The organism is Vreelandella lionensis, from assembly GCF_044543515.1.
Classification (GTDB): Bacteria; Pseudomonadota; Gammaproteobacteria; order Pseudomonadales; family Halomonadaceae; genus Vreelandella; species Vreelandella lionensis.
The window spans coordinates 50,891-71,687 of sequence record NZ_JBITWC010000016.1 but is presented as its reverse complement, the minus strand read 5'-3'; the positions used below and the strand labels follow the sequence as shown (position 1 = coordinate 71,687).

At 58.9% G+C, this 20,797-nt stretch carries 17 protein-coding genes and 2 tRNA genes; 14 read left to right on the top strand and 5 right to left on the bottom strand.

From position 1 onward, the window contains the following. Positions 1-1,467, bottom strand: a complete 1,467-nt coding sequence (gene mltF / locus ACIGG6_RS11420) for a membrane-bound lytic murein transglycosylase MltF (protein ID WP_399844537.1) — start codon at positions 1,465-1,467, stop codon at positions 1-3. 165 nt (positions 1,468-1,632) lie between these two features. On the opposite strand from mltF, the gene purL reads away from it, so the two are divergent. The 8 genes from purL (at position 1,633) to nadA (ending at position 11,916) form a co-directional block, all read left to right on the top strand. Further along, the gene (gene purL, locus ACIGG6_RS11415) at positions 1,633-5,559 is read left to right on the top strand and encodes a phosphoribosylformylglycinamidine synthase (RefSeq protein ID WP_399844535.1); all 3,927 of its coding nucleotides are present in this window, start codon (positions 1,633-1,635) and stop codon (positions 5,557-5,559) included. Positions 5,560-5,588: 29 nt separating this feature from the next. Next, positions 5,589-7,397 (top strand): DEAD/DEAH box helicase, encoded by a 1,809-nt coding sequence (locus ACIGG6_RS11410; protein WP_399844534.1) that lies wholly within the window; start codon positions 5,589-5,591, stop codon positions 7,395-7,397. A gap of 65 nt (positions 7,398-7,462) precedes the next feature. Then, positions 7,463-8,428, top strand: coding sequence for a segregation and condensation protein A (locus ACIGG6_RS11405; RefSeq protein ID WP_399844533.1), 966 nt, complete (start codon positions 7,463-7,465; stop codon positions 8,426-8,428). Then, a complete protein-coding gene (gene scpB, locus ACIGG6_RS11400; RefSeq protein WP_399844531.1) occupies positions 8,425-9,219 on the top strand; it encodes an SMC-Scp complex subunit ScpB in 795 nt (264 codons plus the stop codon). Before ACIGG6_RS11405 ends, scpB begins: the two co-directional genes overlap by 4 nt. Further along, positions 9,212-10,087, top strand: coding sequence for a 23S rRNA pseudouridine(2605) synthase RluB (rluB, locus tag ACIGG6_RS11395; RefSeq protein WP_062361996.1), 876 nt, complete (start codon positions 9,212-9,214; stop codon positions 10,085-10,087). The genes scpB and rluB overlap by 8 nt, the downstream gene beginning before the upstream one ends. A 137-nt stretch (positions 10,088-10,224) precedes the next feature. Beyond that, positions 10,225-10,300, top strand: a tRNA-Lys gene (locus ACIGG6_RS11390). Positions 10,301-10,417: 117 nt separating this feature from the next. Further along, a tRNA-Lys gene (locus tag ACIGG6_RS11385) sits at positions 10,418-10,493 on the top strand. Positions 10,494-10,887: 394 nt separating this feature from the next. Continuing rightward, the gene (nadA, locus tag ACIGG6_RS11380; RefSeq protein WP_399844529.1) at positions 10,888-11,916 is read left to right on the top strand and encodes a quinolinate synthase NadA; all 1,029 of its coding nucleotides are present in this window, start codon (positions 10,888-10,890) and stop codon (positions 11,914-11,916) included. 78 nt (positions 11,917-11,994) lie between these two features. Here the strand turns inward: nadA and ACIGG6_RS11375 are convergent, their stop codons facing one another. Then, positions 11,995-13,455: a M48 family metalloprotease gene (locus ACIGG6_RS11375; RefSeq protein ID WP_399844527.1), complete on the bottom strand. Its 1,461-nt coding sequence runs from the start codon at positions 13,453-13,455 to the stop codon at positions 11,995-11,997. A gap of 186 nt (positions 13,456-13,641) precedes the next feature. Between ACIGG6_RS11375 and ACIGG6_RS11370 the strand changes: the two genes are divergently transcribed. Continuing rightward, on the top strand, positions 13,642-13,920 hold the full coding sequence (locus ACIGG6_RS11370) for a sulfurtransferase TusA family protein (protein ID WP_083024308.1): 279 nt from the start codon (positions 13,642-13,644) through the stop codon (positions 13,918-13,920). After that, entirely contained in the window at positions 13,917-15,014 is a 1,098-nt protein-coding gene (locus tag ACIGG6_RS11365; protein ID WP_253503491.1) for an AI-2E family transporter, read from the top strand. Before ACIGG6_RS11370 ends, ACIGG6_RS11365 begins: the two co-directional genes overlap by 4 nt. A gap of 47 nt (positions 15,015-15,061) precedes the next feature. Here the strand turns inward: ACIGG6_RS11365 and ACIGG6_RS11360 are convergent, their stop codons facing one another. Then, positions 15,062-15,535, bottom strand: coding sequence for a peroxiredoxin (locus ACIGG6_RS11360; protein WP_253503493.1), 474 nt, complete (start codon positions 15,533-15,535; stop codon positions 15,062-15,064). A gap of 259 nt (positions 15,536-15,794) precedes the next feature. Between ACIGG6_RS11360 and dapA the strand changes: the two genes are divergently transcribed. From dapA to purC, 3 genes are all read left to right on the top strand, one after another. Beyond that, complete coding sequence (dapA, locus tag ACIGG6_RS11355) at positions 15,795-16,679, top strand: 4-hydroxy-tetrahydrodipicolinate synthase (protein WP_044628736.1); 885 nt, start codon at positions 15,795-15,797, stop codon at positions 16,677-16,679. Positions 16,680-16,760: 81 nt separating this feature from the next. Next, positions 16,761-17,741 (top strand): outer membrane protein assembly factor BamC, encoded by a 981-nt coding sequence (locus tag ACIGG6_RS11350; protein WP_253503495.1) that lies wholly within the window; start codon positions 16,761-16,763, stop codon positions 17,739-17,741. Positions 17,742-17,773: 32 nt separating this feature from the next. Further along, positions 17,774-18,490 carry a phosphoribosylaminoimidazolesuccinocarboxamide synthase gene (gene purC, locus ACIGG6_RS11345; protein ID WP_044628734.1) on the top strand — a complete coding sequence of 239 codons (717 nt, stop codon included), beginning with the start codon at positions 17,774-17,776 and terminating at the stop codon, positions 18,488-18,490. Here the strand turns inward: purC and tsaA are convergent. After that, positions 18,487-19,239 carry a tRNA (N6-threonylcarbamoyladenosine(37)-N6)-methyltransferase TrmO gene (gene tsaA / locus ACIGG6_RS11340; RefSeq protein ID WP_253503497.1) on the bottom strand — a complete coding sequence of 251 codons (753 nt, stop codon included), beginning with the start codon at positions 19,237-19,239 and terminating at the stop codon, positions 18,487-18,489. The genes purC and tsaA overlap by 4 nt on opposite strands. A gap of 146 nt (positions 19,240-19,385) precedes the next feature. Here tsaA and ACIGG6_RS11335 point away from each other — a divergent pair, with 146 nt between their 5' ends. After that, a complete protein-coding gene (locus ACIGG6_RS11335) occupies positions 19,386-19,916 on the top strand; it encodes a GNAT family N-acetyltransferase (RefSeq protein WP_253503500.1) in 531 nt (176 codons plus the stop codon). A gap of 3 nt (positions 19,917-19,919) precedes the next feature. Here ACIGG6_RS11335 and nadC read toward each other — a convergent pair whose 3' ends face one another. Continuing rightward, the gene (nadC, locus tag ACIGG6_RS11330; RefSeq protein WP_253503505.1) at positions 19,920-20,774 is read right to left on the bottom strand and encodes a carboxylating nicotinate-nucleotide diphosphorylase; all 855 of its coding nucleotides are present in this window, start codon (positions 20,772-20,774) and stop codon (positions 19,920-19,922) included. Between the last annotated feature and the right edge of the window lie 23 nt (positions 20,775-20,797).

The window sequence follows — 20,797 nt, the reverse complement described above, 5'->3', positions numbered from 1 at the left end:
TTACTGCTCAACCGGCGGAATAATATCGAACAGCAATAATGGTTCTTCACTGGCTGGCGTTTGCTCTAGCTGGAAAAACTGTTGTCGGCTGCGCTCCACATACTCAATCATCTCGTAGTAGCGGCGGATGTTGCGCACATAGATGACCGGCTCGCCGCCACGGGCATAGCCGTGGCGGGTTTGGCTATGCCACTCTCGCTCCTGTAAGAGCGGGAGCGCCGCACGAACGTCCTGCCAGCGATCCGGATCGCCGCCGCGCAGCTCGGCAATTTTACGCGCATCGTAAAGGTGGCCAAGGCCTACGTTGTAGGCTGCCATGGCCATATAGAGCCGGTCATCCCCGGTAATGCTGTCTGGAAGCCGGTCTTTAATACTGCGCAGGTAGCGCGCGCCGCCATCAATACTCTGTGCAGCATCGGTGCGGTCGGCTACGCCCATTTCGCTGGCCGTGGGGTTGGTCAGCATCATTAAGCCGCGAACCCCTGTGGGGGATACAGCGGTGGGGTCCCAGTGCGACTCCTGGTACCCAACGGCGGCCAGCAGCTTCCAGTCAAAACTGGTGTCGCGAGCGGCCTGCTTAAATAGCTCAGTGTAGTTGGGCAGGCGTTCGTCAAGGTGGGCGAGAAACGTCCGAGTGCCCACGTACTCAAGATAGTCATCGTGGCCAAAGTAGCGGCTTACCAACTGCTCCAGGGTGCCGTTCTCTTGCAGCTCTTGAAGAAACTGATTGGCGGCTTCTAATAATCCAAGTCCGCGGCCGCTGGGCACCGCCCAGGCCAGAGAGAGCGGCTCGCCTAAAAAGAAGCCGCGTTCGACGTTAGGGAAAAACAGCCGGTTCAAACGAAACTGATGATCAAAAATAATCGCCGCATCTAAGGTGCCGTTCTCTACCCGTGCCAGCAGTTCGGCCACTTCAAGCTCGTGAGACTCTTTCCAAGTAAGGCTGGGGTAGTCACGCTGCAGTGATAGCAGTGCCTGACTGGTGCCCGCTTCGCTTAGCGTGCCAAGTTCCAGGTCGACGAGATCTGCCGGTTCATCAATGCCGTTGAGCCCGCGGCGATACACCACCAGCGGCTGCATCTGAATGATGGAGCGGGTGTAGTGAATGCCTGGTGAATCTGCCAGCAGGGGGAGGGCAGCGGCACCTAAGTCGCCCTGCTCGCGCACGGCGGGTAGTACGCTCTCCGGATGGTGGCTCGCGTTCAGGTTGAGGCTGACCCCCAGGTAGTCCGCGAAGCGGTGCATCAACTCATACTCAAAGCCAGTCGGCCCCTGGCGGCCTTCGTAATAGGTGGTAGGTGTGTTGCGAGTGTGAATAGTGATGAACTCTTTTGCATTAATTTGCGCTAAATGTTCACCGCTTGGTACCGACGAGCTGCGCGGTACCAAAATAAGCAAAAGTGTCGCGATCATCGCGAAATACGCCCGGTAATAGGCGATAAAATGTTGGTAAATCAATGTCGGCATGATGTCTTGTCAACATGGAACAGTCTGCCACGATACCCAGCCTGATGAACGCTGTCACCTTGTTGATTTCGTGTGGCCGTCGCTTTCCAGTATCATAGCGGGATTGCCGCTTTGCGGCCCGGTGATTTCCTGCTCGAACTCTCCCTGCTTTAGAGGCTCCCAGATATGCTCGAACTGCGAGGCGCACCCGCCCTTTCTGCCTTCCGCCATGAACGGCTGTTAACGGTGTTGCGTGACCGTGTTCCGGAGGTGGAGGCGCTGTCTGCCCATTACGTCCACTTCATTGACCACCACGAAGAGCTCGATCATTCCGCCCAGGAGCGGTTGGCGAAACTGCTGGAGTACGGCAGCCGAGACAGCCAAGAGATTCCCGACAACGCTCAGCGCTTTTTAGTCGTCCCGCGTTTAGGCACCCAGTCACCGTGGTCCTCTAAAGCAACCGACATTGCCCGCAACTGCGGGCTTAGCCAGATCAGCCGCATTGAACGCGGTATTGATTACCGAGTAGAGCTGCGCGGCGCCCCCAGTACTGAGCAGTTGGAAGCGATTAGCGCGCTGCTGCATGACCGCATGACCGAAAACGTGCTGGCCGACGTAGCCGAGGCGAGCAAGCTATTCGCCCATCACTCGCCTGCCCCCCTTGGCAGCGTCGACATTCTGGAAGGCGGCCGCGACGCGCTGATGACGGCGAACCGTGAGCTGGGCCTTGCGCTGGCAGACGATGAGATCGACTACCTGGTAGCCGCCTTTATCGAGCTAGGCCGCAACCCCAGCGATGTGGAGCTGATGATGTTCGCCCAGGCGAACTCTGAGCACTGTCGCCACAAAATCTTCAATGCAGATTGGGTCATCGATGGCGAAGCCCAGAGCCACTCGCTGTTTAAGATGATCAAGAACACCTTCGCCACGTCACCGGATAACGTGCTCTCTGCGTACAGCGATAACGCGGCGGTGATCAAAGGCAGCCACGGCGGGCGCTTCTTCCCCACGCCGCTCACCGGTGCCGAGGGCGAGCGTGCCCGCTACGATGCCCACCAAGAGCCGATCCACATTCTGATGAAGGTGGAGACCCACAACCACCCCACGGCGATTGCACCGTTCCCCGGTGCGGCCACCGGCTCTGGCGGTGAGATTCGGGACGAAGGCGCGACCGGCATCGGCGGCAAGCCGAAAGCAGGTTTGTCCGGCTTTACCGTCTCTAACCTGCGCATTCCTGAATTTGTTCAGCCCTGGGAAGCCTTCGACTATGGCAAGCCCGAGCGCATGCAGTCCGCGCTCAATATCATGCTGGACGGCCCGATTGGCGGTGCCGCGTTCAATAACGAGTTTGGCCGCCCCAACCTGACCGGCTACTTCCGTACCTACGAGCAGGATGCTCTCAGTGCCGAAGGCATCGAGCGTCGCGGCTACCACAAGCCGATCATGATTGCCGGTGGCTACGGCAACATTCGTGCTCAGCACGTGCAAAAAGGCGAGATCCCCGTTGGCGGTAAGCTGATCGTCATGGGCGGCCCAGCGATGCTGATTGGCCTGGGCGGCGGTGCGGCGTCCAGTATGGCGTCCGGTGAGTCCAGCGCGGATTTGGATTTCGCCTCTGTGCAGCGGGAAAACCCGGAAATCGAGCGTCGTGCCCAAGAAGTCATCGACCGCTGCTGGGCGCTGGGCGACAACAACCCGATTCGCTTTATCCACGATGTCGGTGCGGGCGGGCTGTCTAACGCCTTGCCGGAGTTGGTCAAAGACGGCAACCGTGGCGGTCTGTTTGACCTGCGCGCGGTGCCCAACGCCGAGCCGGGCATGAGCCCGCTGGAAATCTGGTGTAACGAAGCCCAGGAGCGCTACGTACTGGCAGTGGCACCTGAAGACTTGGATACCTTTGACGCGCTGTGCAAGCGCGAGCGCTGCCCTTACGCGGTAGTGGGCGAAGCCCAGGCGGAGCACCACCTGGAAGTGCGCGACGGCCACTTCGAGACCAAACCGGTCGATCTGCCCATGAGCGTGCTGTTTGGCAAGCCGCCGAAGATGACCCGTTCGTTTGAGCGCCAAACGCCCGAACTCTCTGGCGTGATGCTGGATAACCTGGACCTGCGCGAAGCGATGGACCGGGTGCTGCGCCTGCCCACGGTGGCATCGAAAAGCTTTTTGATCACCATCGGCGACCGTTCGATCACAGGCCAAGTCGCCCGTGATCAGATGGTAGGCCCCTGGCAAGTGCCGGTGGCCGACCTAGCGGTCACCACCGCAAGCTTCGACACTCACGCCGGTGAAGCCATGGCCATGGGCGAGCGCCCGCCGGTGGCGCTGATTAATCCTGCCGCCAGCGCGCGCTTAGCGGTGGCAGAAGCCATTACCAACCTCGCTGCTGCGCCGATTGCCAAGCTGTCGGATATCAAACTCTCCGCCAACTGGATGAGCGCTGCTGATCACCCCGGTGAAAACCAAGCGCTGTACGACGCCGTGCATGCCGTGGGCATGGAGCTGTGCCCGGCGCTGGGGATTGCCGTGCCGGTGGGCAAGGACTCCATGTCCATGCGCACCGCGTGGCAAGAGGGCGCTGACGCCGAAGAGAAGAGCATTACCTCGCCGCTGTCGCTGGTGGTGACAGGCTTTGCACCGGTGACCGACGCGCTGGCGACGCTGACGCCGCAGATCAACCTGGAGCAGGATGAGTCTGATCTGATTTTGATCGACCTGGGGAACGGCCAGAATCGCCTTGGCGGCTCGGCGCTGGCGCAGGTCTATGGCCAAGTGGGCGATGAGTGCCCCGATGTGGACGACCCGGAAGATCTGAAAGCGTTTTTCGAAGTGATCCAAGGTCTGAACCGCGACGGTAAGCTGCTGGCTTACCACGACCGCAGCGACGGTGGCCTGTTGGTGACGCTGCTGGAGATGGCTTTTGCCGCGCACGCCGGTCTCGAAATCAAGCTCGACTGGCTGATCGATGAGCCGGTAGAAGCCTTCAACGCGCTGTTCTCTGAAGAGCTGGGGGCGGTGATCCAGGTAAGCCGTGAGCACACCGAAGAGGTGCTGACCCAGTTCGCCATGGCCGGTATCGAAACCTGCGGCGTGATTGCTCGCCCGCGCTACGACGACCAAGTGCGAGTGACGCTGTTTGAAGAGCCGCTGCTGGAAACCACCCGTCAGCTAACCCAGCGCACCTGGTCCGAGACCAGCTACCGCATGCAGGCGCTGCGGGATAACCCGGAATGCGCGAAGAACGAGTTCGACAACTTGCTCGACGTTCGCGATCCGGGCCTTAGCGCCGCACCGACTTTCGATATCAACGACGATATCAGCGCGCCCTTTATCAACACCACCAAGCCAGCGGTGGCCGTGCTGCGTGAACAGGGTGTTAACGGTCAGGTAGAGATGGCCTGGGCCTTCCACAAAGCAGGCTTCGACGCGGTGGATGTGCATATGAGCGACATCCTCGAAGGCCGTGTCTCGCTGGAGGAGTTCAAAGGCTTAGTGGCCTGTGGCGGCTTCTCCTATGGCGACGTGCTGGGTGCAGGCGGCGGCTGGGCCAAGTCAGTGCTATTCAATGAGCGCGCCCGCGAGCAGTTTGAAGCCTTCTTCAACCGCGACGACAGCTTCTCGCTGGGCGTGTGTAACGGCTGCCAGATGCTCTCGCAGCTCAAAACGCTGATCCCCGGTGCAGAAAATTGGCCTGCCTTTGTGCGTAACGAGTCCGAGCAGTTTGAGGCCCGCGTTGCGATGGCACGGGTAGAGAAGAGCCCCTCTATTCTGCTGGCGGGCATGGAAGGCTCTAAGCTGCCTATCGCCGTTGCTCACGGGGAGGGCCGCGCCGAGTTCCGCGACACGGCGCACCTGCGCAGCATGCAGTCGAGCAGCCAAATTGCCCTGCGCTACATCGACAACTACGGTCAGGTCACCACGCGCTACCCGGCCAACCCCAATGGCTCGCCGTCGGGCATTACCGGCCTGACTACGCCGGATGGCCGCGTGACGATCATGATGCCACACCCTGAGCGGGTGACCCGTGCGGTCACCAACTCCTGGCGTCCGGCAGAGTGGACCGACGATGGTGCGTGGCTGCGCCTGTTCCGCAATGCGCGGGTATGGCTGGGCTAACATCATGTGATCAACCCGAAAGGTGATGGATGACACATCCTGAAAAGGCGGCCTCCGGGCCGCCTTTCTTGGCTAACGCGGCAGCGCCTTCGCTGCGCCCCTACCAAACCGAGGCGGTCAAGCGGGTAGTCAGCCACTTTCGCGCCACCAGCGCCCCCGCCGTGGTGGTGCTGCCGACGGGCAGCGGCAAGTCGCTGGTGATCGCTGAACTGGCGAGACTCGCCCGTGGGCGGGTGCTGGTGTTGGCCCACGTGCGCGAGCTGGTGGAGCAGAACCACGCCAAGTACCAAGCGTACGGCTTGGAGGCGGATATCTTCAGCGCTGGGTTAAAGCGTAAAGAGGCTAGCCGTCAAGTGGTGTTTGGCTCGGTGCAGTCGGTGGTGCGCAACCTGGAGCAGTTCAACGACGCCAGCTTTACTCTGCTGGTAATCGACGAGTGCCATCGGGTATCGCTGGAGGAGGACTCCAGCTATCGGCAGGTGATCGAGCACCTGCGGAGCCAGAACCCGCAGCTAAAAATCCTCGGCCTAACCGCCACCCCGTTTCGTTTGGGGCAGGGTTTTATCTACCACCGCCACCACCACGGGATGGTGCGCGGTTCAGAAGAGAGCTTTTTTGCCGACTGTGTGTTTGAACAGCCGCTGCGCCTGATGGTCAAGCAGGGCTTTTTGGCCGCACCCAAGCGGCTGGATATGGCCATTGAAGGGTACGACTTCTCGGCGCTTGCGCCCTCGTCCAGCGGGCTGTTTCGTGAGGAGGAACTCAACCGCGTGGTGGCGGGCTGCCGCGCGACACCGGGCATCATTGCCCAAGTGGTGGAGTACGCCGCCGACCGCCAGGGGGTGATGATTTTCGCCGCGACGGTGGCCCACGCCGAAGAGATCATGGGCTATCTGCCCGCCGAGCAGGCTGCGCTGATTACCGGTGCGACGGCCTCGGCCGAGCGCACCGCGCTGATCGATGCGTTTAAAGCGCGCCAGTTAAAGTATTTGGTCAACGTGGCGGTGTTGACTACCGGCTTCGATGCCCCCCACGTCGATCTGATCGCGATTCTGCGGCCCACCGAGTCGGTCAGCCTGTATCAGCAGATCGTGGGGCGCGGGCTGCGCCTCTCGCCGGGTAAAGAGGAGTGCTTGATTCTCGACTATGCGGGCAACCCCTGGGATCTCTACGCCCCGGAAGTAGGCGAACCCAAGCCGGATAGCGATAGCGAACCGGTGCAGGTGCCCTGCCCGGACTGCGGTCACGCGAACCTGTTTTGGGGCAAGCGCGATGGCGAGCTGGTGATTGAACACTTCGGCCGCCGCTGCCAGGGGCTGATTGAGGATGACGCAGGGCGCCGCCGCCAGTGCGAGTTTCGCTTTCGCTTCAAAGTATGCGACGAGTGCGGCGCTGAGAACGATATGGCCGCCCGCCGCTGTCATGGCTGCGAGAAGCTGCTGGTGGACGCCGACGACAAGCTCAAGGATGCGCTGAAGCTAAAAGATGCCAAAGTGCTGCGCGTCAGCGGCATGCAGTTAGAGGCGACCACCAATGGTCGTGGCCTGCCGCGCCTAAAAGCCACCTACCACGATGAAGATGGTGAAAGTCTGAGCGAATGGTTTGCCTTAGAAACCCCGGCCCAGCGCCGCGCCTTTTATGTCGTTTTTTTACGTGCCCACCTACGCGCGCCAGGCGGTCAATGGCAACCGACGACGCCTGATGAGGTCGTCAACGAGCAGCGCCGATTGCGCCACCCGGATTTTGTGGTGGGGCGAAAGGTAGGCCGACACTTTCAAATCCGCGATAAGCTGTTTGATTATCAAGGGCGCTATCGTAAAGCCGCCGATGCTGGCTAGATGCCGCGCTGAAAGCACGCTGTTACACTGCTGTTTTCCACTCATCAACGAAGGATTCGACCCGCGTGAGCGAGACGCCAAGCGCAGCGCCAGACCAAGACCAAGACGTGGCGGAATCTACTGCCGAGCCGGTGGTGGAGGCGCTTGGGCGTCTGTTTGATGAGCCCATCATGCAACTGCCGGAAGACCTCTATATTCCCCCCGAGGCACTGCGGGTCTTTCTGGAAGCCTTCGAAGGGCCGCTGGATCTGCTGCTGTATTTAATTCGGCGCCAGAACCTGGATATTCTGACCATCAACGTGGCCACCATCACCCACCAGTACATTGAGTACGTGGAACTGATGAAAGCCATGGAGATCGAGCTGGCGGGTGAGTACCTGTTGATGGCTGCCATGCTGGCGGAGATTAAATCCCGGACGCTGCTGCCGCGCTCGCCGAAAGCGGAGGGCGAGGAGGAGGAGGACCCCCGTGCCGAGCTGATTCGCCGCCTGCAGGAGTACGAGCGCCTAAAAGAGGCCGCCGAGGCGCTGGATACGCTGCCCCGCGTCGGCCGGGACTGGTTCAGCGTACAGGCGGGCTTACCGCCGTTGGAAACGCGGGTGATCCATCCCGATGTAGAGCTTGATGAGCTGCTGGGAGCGCTGTCCGATATTCTCAAGCGCGCTGAGCTGGCCCAGGCCCACCAGATCAGCCGTGAAGTGCTCTCCACCCGCGAGCGAATGCTGAAAATCATGGAGCAGCTCAGTCAGGATGGCGAGGGCGGCCGTTATACGCCGTTTGAAGCGCTGTTTACCCTGGAAGAGGGTAAGGCCGGTGTAGTCGTGACCTTTATGGCTATTTTAGAGCTGGCCAAAGAAGCCATGATTGAGATTGTCCAAAATGCACCGCTGTCGCCCATTCACGTGCGTGCCCGCCAAGCGGCGCTGGCCGATGGGGAAGAGGACGCATTCGAGCGTTTGGAAGAGGAACAAGGCGATGCCGCCTCGGCATTTGAAGAGTCTGCGTTTGAACCTGACGAGGAGTCGCGGTGAGAGACACCACGTTAGACGACATTATTGAAGCGGCGCTGTTGGCGGCGGGTGAACCGTTGCCGGTTGAGCGCCTGGAAACGCTATTTTTGGCCGATGAGCGCCCTTCCCGCAAAGCGCTGAGGGAGGCGCTGTCAAGGCTAGCGCTGCGCCACGGACATGGCGCGCTCGAACTGGTCGAGACCGCCTCGGGTTTTCAGCTACGCATTCGCCCACGCTTGGCCCACTGGGTCTCGCGGCTGTGGGACGAGCGCCCCCAGCGCTACTCTCGAGCACTCTTGGAAACGCTGGCGCTAATTGCCTACCGCCAACCGGTGACTCGGGGTGATATCGAAGATGTGCGCGGTGTGAGCGTCAGCAGTTCGATCATTCGCACGCTGATGGAGCGCGGCTGGATACGCGTGGTGGGCCACCGGGACGTGCCGGGTCGCCCGGCGGTGTATGCCACCACGCGCAGCTTTCTCGATGACTTCGGCCTAAAAACCCTGGATGCGCTGCCGCCTATGCATACCCTGGTCAACGGCGACGACCCCGAAGCGCTTTCTCTAGAGAAGGCATCAACCGAACAAAACCCGCCGCCAGCACTGGACGAAACGCCGGAAAGCGTGCAGGATGCGCCACCCCAGAAAGATGAGAATACGTCGGCAGAGAGTGCCGACCACCACGCCGAGACGGCGTTAACCCAGCCGCTCAGCTTTGCCGATTTAGAGGCACGGCTGGCGGCACGTGCGCAGCGTCAACATGAGGACGCTGACACGCAGACCAACGATGTGAGGTCAGACGACCATGAGTGAAAGTAACAACACCACGCCGCCTACCAGCGAAAAACTGCAAAAAGTGCTGGCCCGCGCGGGCCTTGGCTCCCGCCGTGAAATGGAAACCGCCATTTCCGATGGCCGGGTGAAGGTGAATAGCCAAGTGGCCAAACTGGGCGACCGAGTGGAAGCGCGGGATAAGGTCAGCTTTGATGACCGCCCGGTGACGCTGCGTCCGGAAGAGGAAGTGCCGCGCCGGGTCATTATGTACAACAAGCCGGAAGGCGAGCTGTGCACCCGTAAAGACCCGGAAGGCCGTCGCACGGTCTTTGAGCGCCTGCCGCGCCTGAAAGGCGAGCGCTGGATTGCCATTGGCCGCCTGGACATCAACACCAGCGGCTTGCTGCTGTTCACCACCGACGGTGAACTGGCCAATCGCTTGATGCACCCCTCTACCCAAGTAGAGCGTGAGTACGCGGTGCGGGTCATGGGCGACGTCAAGCGCGAGCATATCGTTGCTATGGTCGACGGTGTGATGCTAGAAGATGGCCCGGCGCGCTTCACCGACGTGCAGGAGTTTGGTGGCGAAGGCATTAACACTTGGTTCCACGTGGTGATTCTGGAGGGCCGCAACCGTGAAGTGCGCCGCCTGTGGGAGTCCCAGGGGCTTACCGTTAGCCGCCTGAAGCGCGTTCGCTATGGCAATATCTTCCTCGACAAGCGGGCGAAAGCCGGTGAGTGGGTCGAACTCTCTCAGGATGAGGTGGATGACTTAGCGACGCTGGCCAACCTGGAAACCCGCAAAGTGCCTGAGCTGACGCCAGACGAGAAGAATCGCTGGAGCCGCGACAAGCATAAGCGTCGTCCGGTGCAGGCGATGCGCAAGCCGAAACCCAAGCGCGGTTAAGCTAGGCGCGGTTCAAGCAGTGCGCTCTGCACGGGGTAAGGCTTTTTGGCACCGTGCAGAGCAGTAGATATAGACGAAAGATAAAAAAGGGCTTGCTATTCACAAGCCGTATCCGTACTATATGCATCCGTTCGGACGGGTCGTTAGCTCAGTTGGTAGAGCAGTTGACTTTTAATCAATTGGTCGTAGGTTCGAATCCTACACGACCCACCATCCGAAATAAGCAAACGCATCAGGTAGTAGTTCGACCAATGCTTTGTTTTCAATATGTGTTTTGATGTGAGTTAGTGTAGTATTTGCTAGTCGTTTTTGACTAGCACAGCAAAATTTGGGTCGTTAGCTCAGTTGGTAGAGCAGTTGACTTTTAATCAATTGGTCGTAGGTTCGAATCCTACACGACCCACCAAATTTAACGCCCTTGGTAGCTTGCTGCCAGGGGCGTTTTGCTATGCACGTTTTGCCGCGCTGCAGCGTGACTTTCTACTTGCAGCGGGCAACGATTGTCCACCACAATATGATGACAATAACGTGATTGCCACGGTGGTCCAGTGGTGAGAAGCGTGTTGAGAAGCATAGATAGTTAGAAGCATAGTGAAAAACGTATTGGTTAACGCATAATCGATAGATCGTTTGGCTGCCGAAGATGTCACGGCAGCCCTGGTTCTAAGCGAGCCAGGCTGGTGACGTGCCACCGCGAGAGACGCAGCGGCCGTTGCCCCCGAGTGCGGCGCATGCGGAGCGCATACGCCGTGACTGGTGTTTAACAGGGGGATTCCCTGTTCGTCACAGTGGTAGACACGATGACTATTATGACCTCTCAAGCTGAGCTAGACGCTCCGCTACCAAGCCCGTACTGTCCTACCCGTATCCCTGCGGAAGACGAAGCGCGAGTGGCTGAAATCAAGCAGTTGCTCAAGGCGAATAACGCCGTTTTGGTAGCGCATTACTACACCGACGATGCCATTCAGCAGCTTGCTGAAGAGACTGGCGGCTGTGTGGCTGACTCCCTGGAAATGGCCCGCTTCGGTGCCCGTCATGATGCCACCACACTCGTGGTGGCAGGCGTGCGCTTTATGGGCGAAACGGCCAAGATCCTTTCCCCAGAAAAGCGTGTGTTGATGCCTACGCTCGAAGCGACCTGCTCTTTGGATGTGGGCTGCCCGATTGACGAGTTCAGCGCGTTCTGCAATGCCCACCCCGACCGTACGGTGGTGGTGTACGCCAACACCTCGGCGGCGGTAAAAGCGCGCGCTGACTGGGTGGTGACCTCCTCGATTGCCGTAGAGGTCATTGAGCATCTGCAGGCGAAGGGCGAAAAAATCCTCTGGGCACCGGATAAGCATCTGGGTGGCTATATCCAGAAAAAAACCGGCGCGGATATGCTGATGTGGGACGGTGCCTGCATCGTGCACGAGGAGTTCAAGGCGAAAGGCATTCAAGACTTGAAGCGTCTGTATCCGGATGCCGCCGTGCTTGTCCACCCGGAGTCGCCGGAGGCTGTTGTGCAGCTGGCCGATGTGGCTGGCTCTACCTCCCAGCTCATCAAAGCAGCGCAAACGCTGCCCAATGAAAAGCTGATTGTGGCCACTGACCGGGGCATTTTCTTCAAGATGCAGCAGGCGGTGCCTGAGAAAACGCTCTTTGAAGCGCCCACGGCAGGCAACGGTGCGACGTGCCGCAGCTGTGCTCACTGCCCCTGGATGGCGATGAACGCGCTGGATAATCTGGCTGGCGCGCTGCGTGAAGGCAGCGGCGAGATCTTTGTTGATGATGCCTTGCGTCAGCAGGCGCTAAAACCCCTGGAGCGTATGCTGAACTTTAACGCTTAAGCCAAACGCTAAGGCTGAACGCCAGGCCCTAGATAACGCCCGGATGCCGCTGCATTCGGGCGTTGTGTTTCTAAACGGCTAAAATTTTTCCAGCGCCTCGCGGTACTCCATAAACGCTTCCCGACGCTGCTCGATGCGCGCCAATGCCTGCTGGTCGTTCTCCTGCTGGGCGGCATCCTTGGCGATACTCAGTTGACGAATGCCTCGGTCAACGCGCCCGGTAAGCTGCAGGTGCTCGGCGCGGGCCAGGTGACCCCAGCTGTTAAACCCGCTGCGCCCGGCGGCCTCTGCCAGCAGGTTGAAGCCCTGTGGGCTTTCCGGGTGCTGCGTGGTGATATCACGAAGCAGGTCGTAAGCCGCTGCTGGATCGCGCTGTAGCTGCGCCTCCGCCAGGGTCAGCTGAGCAGGCAGATAGTTAGGCATCAGCCGCAGTAAACGCTGGCTGCGGGCAATAGCCTCATCATAGCGTTGGGCTTCCAGGGCTACGTTCGCCGCGGAGGCGGGCAGCATGCCGTAATCAGGAAGCTCGTTGGCAAGCTGGTCGAGGGTTTGCAGTGCGCGGTCGGTTTGGCCATTGTGCGCATCGATGAGTGCGTTGATATAACGCAGCGCAGGCTCCTCGGCATCTTCCTGCGCCAGCCGCGAAGCCGCTTGCTGGGGCGTATTGCGATAAATGCTCAGCAGGGCGCGAGCGCGCATCATGTCGTAGAGTGTATCGCTGGTGTAGCGGCTGGCCACGCTAAGCTGAGAAACCCGCGCTTGGGCGTCGCTCAGGCGGCTATCTGACACAGGGTGAGTCAATAGAAATTCAGGCGGCGTGCCGCCTTGAAGCCGCGAAAGGCGCTGCATGGTATCGAACATGCGTACCATGGCGTCTGGGTCGTAGCCTGCTTCTGCCATGGCCTGTAGGCCAATACGGTCTGCCTCTTGCTCAAAACGCCTGGAGTAGGCGAGCTGGTCCTGAATAAGCGCCGCCTGAGAACCCATGGCGGTGGCAATGCCCGCATCGCCGCCGCCGCTGGCAGCAATCAGCATACCGGCCAGCATGGCTGCCATGGCGGGCAGCTGGGTCTGCTCGGCGCGGGCGCTGCCTCGGGCGTAGTGTCGCTGGGAAAGGTGGCCTAGCTCGTGGGCAATCACCGATACAAAAGCGCCTTCATCTTCGGCAAAGGCAAATAGCCCTGAGTTAATGCCCACTACGCCACCAGGGACCGCAAACGCATTGAGCGAACGGTTATCCACCATCACCGTGGTGGTTTGCAGGCTGCCGAGCTGGCTGTAAGGCGCAAGGCGGGCCACCAGGCTCTCCAGGTAGTCGCTAACGATGGGGTCCTGCCACTGGGGGGCCTGAGCGCGAAACTGGCGCAGCCAAGCGCGGCCAAGGCGAAACTCCTCATTGCTTACCGATGCCGATGCGCCCCCTAGACTGGGCAGTTGATAGTCGTCATAGCTGTGGCTGGGCAGGCTAACGCACAAAGCGCTTAACGACAGCGCTATCGCACAGGCCCAGCGAGGGTAAACGGGTCTAAAGTGCAGCATGGCATCCCCATTCGTTCAGGTAATAGGTGCAGCGAACAACGGTGTGACATTGATTCAGGCAGGGAAGTGCCGTTAAATCAACGTCACGGCGGGCAACGCAAAAAAACAGTTTATGCAACAATGCTGTTGTTATGTAGCCATCGAACGATTTAGCACCACGTAAAGCCGCATTTTGGGGGAGAGGGTATGTCTGAGCAAACAGCGTCTGGGTTAGCGGAAGGGGTTCAGCCCGATAGGGTGTTGGACGCCACCGGATTGCACTGCCCGCTACCGCTGCTAAAGGCGAAGCAGGCACTGGCAGGCCTTGCGCCAGGTCAACTGCTGGAAGTAAGTGCGACCGATGCTGGCTCGTGGCGGGATATGGCGGCATTTACCGAACTAAGCGACCACGTGATGGAGGCGCGGGTACAGCGCGGCGACGTGTATTTTTTTTGGATACGTAAAGCAGGGAACACCCACTCATGACCATGCGCAGTATTCTGAAAAGTTGGGTAGAGCGCTACTTTTCAGACGAAGAGGCGTTAATTCTTCTGGTGGTGCTGGTGGCAGGGTTTGCCGCCATTATTTGGTTTGGCCGCATGTTGGCACCGTTCTTTACCGCGTTGGTGCTGGCGTTTTTACTGCAAGGCGTGGTTAGCGCGCTCACGCGACGTCGAGTGCCGCATTTGCTGGCTGTCATTATGGTGTTTTTGGCATTTGTCAGTGTGCTGCTCACGCTAGCGTTTATCTTGATGCCGCTGATCTGGAATCAGATGGTAGGGCTAGTGCAAGAGACGCCGCGCATGTTTGCCAGCGGCCAGGGCTGGCTAGATCAGTTGCAGGAGCGCTTCCCTAATATCGTGACGCCTGATCAGATGCAGAGCTGGATTGGCGTCGCCGGGCGGGAAATTAGCCAGCTTGGTCAGCGCGCTTTGACGCTCTCATTGACCTCGCTTGGCAACATCATGTCGTTGATCATCTATCTGGTGCTGGTGCCGATTCTGGTCTTTTTTATGCTGAAAGACCGTGAGGCGCTGGTGGGCTTTACACTTTCGCTGCTGCCGCAGAAGCGTACGCTGCTGACGCGCATCTGGCATGAAATGGATCGCCAAATCGCCAACTATATCCGCGGTAAGTCCATTGAGATCGTCATCGTCGGCACGGTGGCGTATATCACCTTTGCCTTTTTTGGCTTGCCCTATACGGCGCTACTGGCCGTGCTGGTCGGTTTTTCCGTATTGGTGCCCTACATTGGCGCGGCGGTGGCAACCATCCCCGTGGCGGCGGTAGCGGGCTTCCATTTCGGTATTAGCGAGCAGTTTGTCTACGTTTTAGTGGCCTACGGCGTGCTGCAGGCACTGGATGGCAACGTACTTGCCCCCGTGCTGTTCTCAGAAACCAATAACATCCATCCGGTCTCGATTATCGTGGCGGTGCTGTTCTTTGGCGGTATTTGGGGATTCTGGGGGGTGTTTTTTGCCATCCCGCTTGCCACGCTGCTGAAAGCGCTGGTGTATGCATGGCCAAGAGGGCTTGAAGGCCGACAAACATCGCAGGTGCCACCGCTGAAGCAGGATTAGCCGTGAGCATGGCTGTGCCCGATATGGGCACAGCCAGCGGTGCATTATTACTGGCTATTAAGTGCCTGCGCCGCGCTTAGTACCTCATCTACGTGGCCAGGAACTTTAACGCCGCGCCACTCTTGGGCAAGCTTGCCATCCTGGTCGATCAAGAAGGTGCTACGCTCGATGCCCAGGTGCTCTTTGCCGTACATTTTCTTGAGTTTGATCACATCAAACAGCTGACAAACGGTTTCGTCTTTGTCGGAAATCAGTTCAAAATTGAAATCCTGCTTGGCTTTGAAGTTTTCCTGGGCGCGCAGACCGTCCCGGGAGACACCGATGACCACGGTATTGGCGGCATCGAAGGCGGCTTTGCGATCACGGAAGTCGCCGCCCTCAGTGGTGCAGCCTGGGGTGCTGGCCTTAGGGTAGAAGTAGATCACCACCTGCTGACCGCGCAGTTCAGACAGCGTGATGGTGGTATCCCCTGTAGCCGTAGCGGAAAAATCAGGGATAGGCTGGCCGAGTTCGAGAGGCATAATAGCTCCTAAATAGGGGTGACTTTCATGACAAATTACACGTAAGCACAGCGCCCCTGTCAAAGCGGATTCTCTACGTTAAGCAAACTCGCAGCGCTTTACGCTGTACAGGTTCGAATCGCCTGAGTACCATTTGCTGTTTGTGGGCAGGGGTGATCGCGCTCCTTCAAGGTATCTGCGCCGCGTCTTAACTCAATGTACGTCATTGCATCCTGCGTGGCAGCTTGATTTCAACTTTTTGCAGGTGAGGAAAATACGGATGATCACAGGCAGCATTGTCGCCCTGGCGACGCCGATGAAAGTCAATGGCGACATCGACTGGGAGGCGCTTCGTCGTCTGGTGAACTTCCACCTCGATAATGGCACTGATGCCATCGTCGCTGCGGGCACCACGGGTGAACCCACGACCATGTCCTTTGCTGAGCACTTTGATGTGATCCGCAGCGTGGTTGAAGAAGTCAATGGTCGCATTCCTGTCATTGCCGGTACCGGGGCGAACGCTACCTCGGAAGCCGTTGAGCTGGCGCGCTACGCCAGTGAAGTGGGCGCGGACTACTGCCTATCCGTCTGCCCCTACTACAATAAGCCTACCCAGGAAGGTCTGTACCAGCACTTTAAAGCGGTCGCTGAAGGCAGCAAACTTCCGGTCATTATGTACAACGTTCCTGGCCGCACTTGCTCCGATCTCTACAACGAGACGGTGGTGCGCTTAGCGGAAGTGAACAACATTATCGGCCTGAAAGATGCCACCGGGAACCTTGAGCGCGCTGAGGATCTAATCTCACGCCTGAAAGGCAGCGATTTCATGCTCTACTCGGGTGATGACGCAACGGCCTGCGATTTCATGCTGATGGGTGGACATGGCGATATCTCCGTGACCGCGAACGTTGCCCCCAAAGCCATGCATGACTTGTGCGCGGCTGCTGTGGCTGGCGATGCCGACAAGGCTCACCAAATTAATACGCGCTTGATGCCGCTGCACACTAACCTAGGCATTGAATCTAATCCTATTCCCGTAAAGTGGGCGCTGCACCGCATGGGTTACATGGAAGCAGGTATTCGTCTGCCGCTGACGTGGCTGTCGGAGAAGTACCACGGCACGGTAAGCGAAGCACTGCAGCTGGCGGGCGTCGTAGAGGAGTAACCCGGCGCTCGAAACCCTTTTGCTACCCGGTGATGGCATGGCCTTCCGGGTAACTGATCTGTTGACTGTTAAGGTGGCTTGATGAGCTCTGTGCTTGAACAACGTGCGCTTAAATGGATACCGCTGGCACTCGCAGCTGCTGTCACACTGGCAGGTTGCGCGCGCGATGGTTACTACCACGACCGCAACTTGGACTACACCGAAGCGGCTCCTGCGCCGCCCCTCGTGCTGCCTGAAACCCGCAACACCCAACTTTACCGCGATGCCATGCCCGTTCCCCAGGTAGCGTTGCAGGGCTCACAGCTTGACGAACCGGCAGAGATTGAACCGCCGCAGTCGTTGGCCATTGGTGGTGGATTAGAGCCTGAGTACGTTGAGCGCCGTCAGGTGGGCGATCAAAGTTGGTTAGTAGTTGCCGCCGATCCCGGTACCGTTTGGCCACAGCTGGAAGCGTTTGTACGCAGCCGCCAGCTTCCTGTTCAAGAGAGCAGCGCCAACCAAGGCGTGATCGTGACCCCGCAAGCGACGCTGCGCCTGCAGAGTGCCCTACGCGCCGGTAGCAGCGAAGTGCGCTGTGACCAGAGTGGGCAAAGTGCTGAGAGCTGCTTAACGGCACTAGAGCAGTACCTGGGCGCGCGTAGCGCAACGGCTAGCTCCTCTTCCTGGACCGCTCAGCGCTTGGCTAGCGAGCAAACGCTGCAACTGCGTCAACAGGGCGATGAGTGGGAAGTGCTGATTCCGCAACCCATCGACCGCGTTTGGGCGGAGCTGAACCACTACCTCTCTCTTGATTTCACCCAAGAGGGGCAGCGTAATCTGCTCGCGACCTCCGCCGATGACTATGAGTTCTTGGTGGAATACATGACGGAAACAGAGCGTGGGCGTAACCCGTTGCAAATTGTGTTCAGTCCCGATGTCCGCCGTATGTCACAGCAGATTCGCCTAGCGCTTGAGCCCAACGGTGATCAAACTGTGCTGCGTGCCATCAACGCCAGCGAGCGTAGTTTTAGCGCTGATGATCAGCGCGAGTTGCTTGAGCGCGTCTCCGGCTACTTACGTTAACCCTTTGACTCTCACTTTCTCACGGAGCCTCCATGGAAAAGCGCCAAGAACTCTATGCCGGCAAGGCAAAATCCGTCTACACCACTGACGATCCTGACCTGCTGGTACTGCAATTTCGTGATGACACCAGCGCTTTCGATGGTAAAAAGAAAGAGGCGCTGGCCCGTAAGGGGATGGTGAACAACATTTTTAACGCTTTCATCATGGAGCGTTTAGAAGAGGGCGGTATCCCGACGCATTTTGAGAAGCAGCTTTCCGACAACGAAAGTCTGGTCAAAAAAATGCAGATGATTCCGGTCGAGTGCGTGGTGCGCAACATTGCCGCGGGTGGTTTGGTGAAGCGACTGGGCGTGGAAGAGGGGATTGCCCTTAACCCGCCGACCTTTGAGCTGTTCTTAAAGAACGACGAGAAGGGCGACCCAATGATCAATGAGTCGCTGGCGGAAACCTTTGGCTGGGCAACCCCCGAGCAGCTCGCCAAAATGAAGACGTTAACTTTTAAGGTGAATCACATCCTCAAGCAGCTGTTTGCCGAAGGCGATATGCTGCTGGTGGATTACAAGCTGGAGTTCGGTGTGTTCAAAGGCGAGGTGGTACTGGGTGATGAGTTCTCCCCGGACGGCTGCCGTTTATGGGATGCCAACACCCGCGAGAAGCTTGATAAGGACCGCTTCCGTCAGGGGTTGGGTGGCGTCATTGAAGCCTACGAAGAAGTCGGCCGTCGTCTAGGGATTACCTTTCCCGCCTAACGTGTTTCGTTAGTCAGCGTATCGATCGCCACCACCTTCAGGGTGGTGGCGTCGTTTTCAAGGGGTGTTTCTTTTACCGCTTGGAATTTCACGTCTACATCCCGCAGTCGCACCCCGTAAATGCGCCCACTCTGCTCCTCACGCTGGTAAGCCGGGCGAGGATCTTGGCCTAACACCTGCTCAATTAGCGCGTAGAGCGACGCTCCGTCGGCGCGGGCGGCAAGGCTGGCCTGGGCGGCCTGGCTAAAGCTCACGGGCAGCAGTGATGGCGCGCTGGGGGCAAACCCGGCCCGTGCGTCGGGCTTTGCTTCGGCCCAGGGCAGGTAGGGTTTAATATCGACCACTGGCGTGCCGCTGACCAAGTCACAGCCTGCCAAGTGCAAACTCACCCCTTGCTGAGTATCAATGTGCGATAGCTCAATCAGCGAAAGCCCCAATCGGTTAGGGCGATGGGTGCTGCGGCTGGCAAAGACGCCGACTTTACGGTTGCCACCCAGGCGCGGCGGGCGCACTAAGGGCGTCCACCGGGTTGGGCTTTGATGAAAGATAAATGATATCCATAGGTGGCTAAAGTCTTCCAAGCCCCGTACGGTGAGAGGATCATCAAACGGCGCTGTGAGCACTAAACGTGCATTGGCCGCTGGCGCTAACCCAGGCTGGCGGGGGACGCCGAATTTATCAGGGTAGTCGCTGATGATATGACCAATGGGCGTCAGCGCAAATGACGCGCTATCTGAACGATCGTGCATAGCACTGCCTTTTGAAGGTTGGTCGGTGCCAACGTGGTCAACGAAGTCGTGGGTATTTAGTAACGTAGCGATGAGTATAAAATAGCCAACTGGCGGCAGACAGTGAGTTGTCCGTTGCCAGCCGCTAAATCGCATTGAGGCGAAGCATGTTGAAAACGAACGAACGCGCACCATCCCCTGCGCCCACCGCCCGCGTTACCTATCGCGCGGCGTTAGCCAAGGATGCCGCTGATCAGGCGGAAGTATTTTACCATGCCGTCATGCAGGGGGCGGCCACCCATTACGGGTTGGATGAGCGCCGCGCCTGGGCCAATGCGCTACCCCGCGAGGCGAGCGCCTGGGCGGCGCGCCAAGCGCTATACACTACGCTGGTAGCCGCTTGTGATGGCCGCTGCGTCGGTTTTTTAGAGCTTAATATCAGCGCTGGACGTATTGAGACCCTCTACGTGTGGCCGTCATTAGCGGGACGCGGCATAGGCACCACGCTACTGATCCATGCCGAGCGTATTCTGCTGGAACATGGCGTGTCTCAGGTGGAGATTGAAGCAAGCTTGGTGCTTTATGAGCGCCTGCAGCGCCGAGGGTTCGATAACCTCGGCGAGCAGTGGGTGGAACGCAGTGGTGAAATGCTGCGCCGCTACCGGCTGGTGAAACAGCTCAGCGCCGTAGAAACCTAACGACTAAACGTTAAAGGTTTGAGTGATCCGCATCGACAGGTCAATGGATTTAACATCTTTCGTCAGCGCGCCGCTGGAAATGCAGTCGACGCCAGTGTCCGCAATCGCTCTCAGCGTAGAGTCATCCACGTTGCCGGAGGCTTCCAGCGTGGCGCGCCCACCGTTGATTTCCACCGCCACGTGGAGGTCTTCAATGGCGAAGTTGTCCAGCATAACGATGTCGGCACCGGCGGCTAGGGCTTGATCTAGCTCCTCGAAGGTTTCGACTTCCACTTCCACCGGTAGGTCGCTGGCCAGTTTGCGGGCTTGGGCAATCGCCGCCTGGATACCGCCGCAGGCGGCAATGTGGTTCTCTTTGATCAAAAACGCATCCCACAAGCCAATGCGATGGTTGTGCCCGCCGCCGCAGGTAACGGCGTATTTTTGCGCCAATCGCATGCCGGGAAGCGTTTTACGGGTGTCGAGCAGTCGCACTCCGGTGCCCTCAATGAGGTCCACGTAGCGGCGCGTGGCGGTGGCCGTAGCCGACAGTGTTTGCAGCATGTTGAGGGCGGCACGCTCGCCGGTTAGTAAACTGCGGGCCGGGCCTTCCAGTTCAAGGAAGCACTGGTCTGCGTCCAATCGGTCGCCATCCGCTGCTTGCCAACGTAGCGTTACGCGGCCATCCAGGCGGCGAAAAATCTCGTCGGCCCAGGCAACACCACAGAGCACGGCGGGTTCACGGGTAATCACCTTGGCGGTCGCCCACTGGTTCTCGGGGATCAGCTGAGCCGTGATATCGCCCGCGCCAACGTCTTCAGTCAGCAGGCGAGCGGCACAGGCGCGAATCTCTTCAGCAAGAGCAGTTTGATAGTCCATAGCGGTGAGTCTCTGGGCGTCGT

Excerpts from the sequence above, each read along its gene's own strand:
- mltF (WP_399844537.1), bottom strand. The coding sequence starts at position 1,467 with ATGCCGACATTGATTTACCAACATTTTATCGCCTATTACCGGGCGTAT.
- purL (WP_399844535.1), top strand. The coding sequence starts at position 1,633 with ATGCTCGAACTGCGAGGCGCACCCGCCCTTTCTGCCTTCCGCCATGAA.
- ACIGG6_RS11410 (WP_399844534.1), top strand. The coding sequence starts at position 5,589 with ATGACACATCCTGAAAAGGCGGCCTCCGGGCCGCCTTTCTTGGCTAAC.
- rluB (WP_062361996.1), top strand. The coding sequence starts at position 9,212 with ATGAGTGAAAGTAACAACACCACGCCGCCTACCAGCGAAAAACTGCAA.
- nadA (WP_399844529.1), top strand. The coding sequence starts at position 10,888 with ATGACTATTATGACCTCTCAAGCTGAGCTAGACGCTCCGCTACCAAGC.
- ACIGG6_RS11375 (WP_399844527.1), bottom strand. The coding sequence starts at position 13,455 with ATGCTGCACTTTAGACCCGTTTACCCTCGCTGGGCCTGTGCGATAGCG.
- ACIGG6_RS11370 (WP_083024308.1), top strand. The coding sequence starts at position 13,642 with ATGTCTGAGCAAACAGCGTCTGGGTTAGCGGAAGGGGTTCAGCCCGAT.
- ACIGG6_RS11365 (WP_253503491.1), top strand. The coding sequence starts at position 13,917 with ATGACCATGCGCAGTATTCTGAAAAGTTGGGTAGAGCGCTACTTTTCA.
- ACIGG6_RS11360 (WP_253503493.1), bottom strand. The coding sequence starts at position 15,535 with ATGCCTCTCGAACTCGGCCAGCCTATCCCTGATTTTTCCGCTACGGCT.
- dapA (WP_044628736.1), top strand. The coding sequence starts at position 15,795 with ATGATCACAGGCAGCATTGTCGCCCTGGCGACGCCGATGAAAGTCAAT.
- ACIGG6_RS11350 (WP_253503495.1), top strand. The coding sequence starts at position 16,761 with ATGAGCTCTGTGCTTGAACAACGTGCGCTTAAATGGATACCGCTGGCA.
- purC (WP_044628734.1), top strand. The coding sequence starts at position 17,774 with ATGGAAAAGCGCCAAGAACTCTATGCCGGCAAGGCAAAATCCGTCTAC.
- tsaA (WP_253503497.1), bottom strand. The coding sequence starts at position 19,239 with ATGCACGATCGTTCAGATAGCGCGTCATTTGCGCTGACGCCCATTGGT.
- ACIGG6_RS11335 (WP_253503500.1), top strand. The coding sequence starts at position 19,386 with ATGTTGAAAACGAACGAACGCGCACCATCCCCTGCGCCCACCGCCCGC.
- nadC (WP_253503505.1), bottom strand. The coding sequence starts at position 20,774 with ATGGACTATCAAACTGCTCTTGCTGAAGAGATTCGCGCCTGTGCCGCT.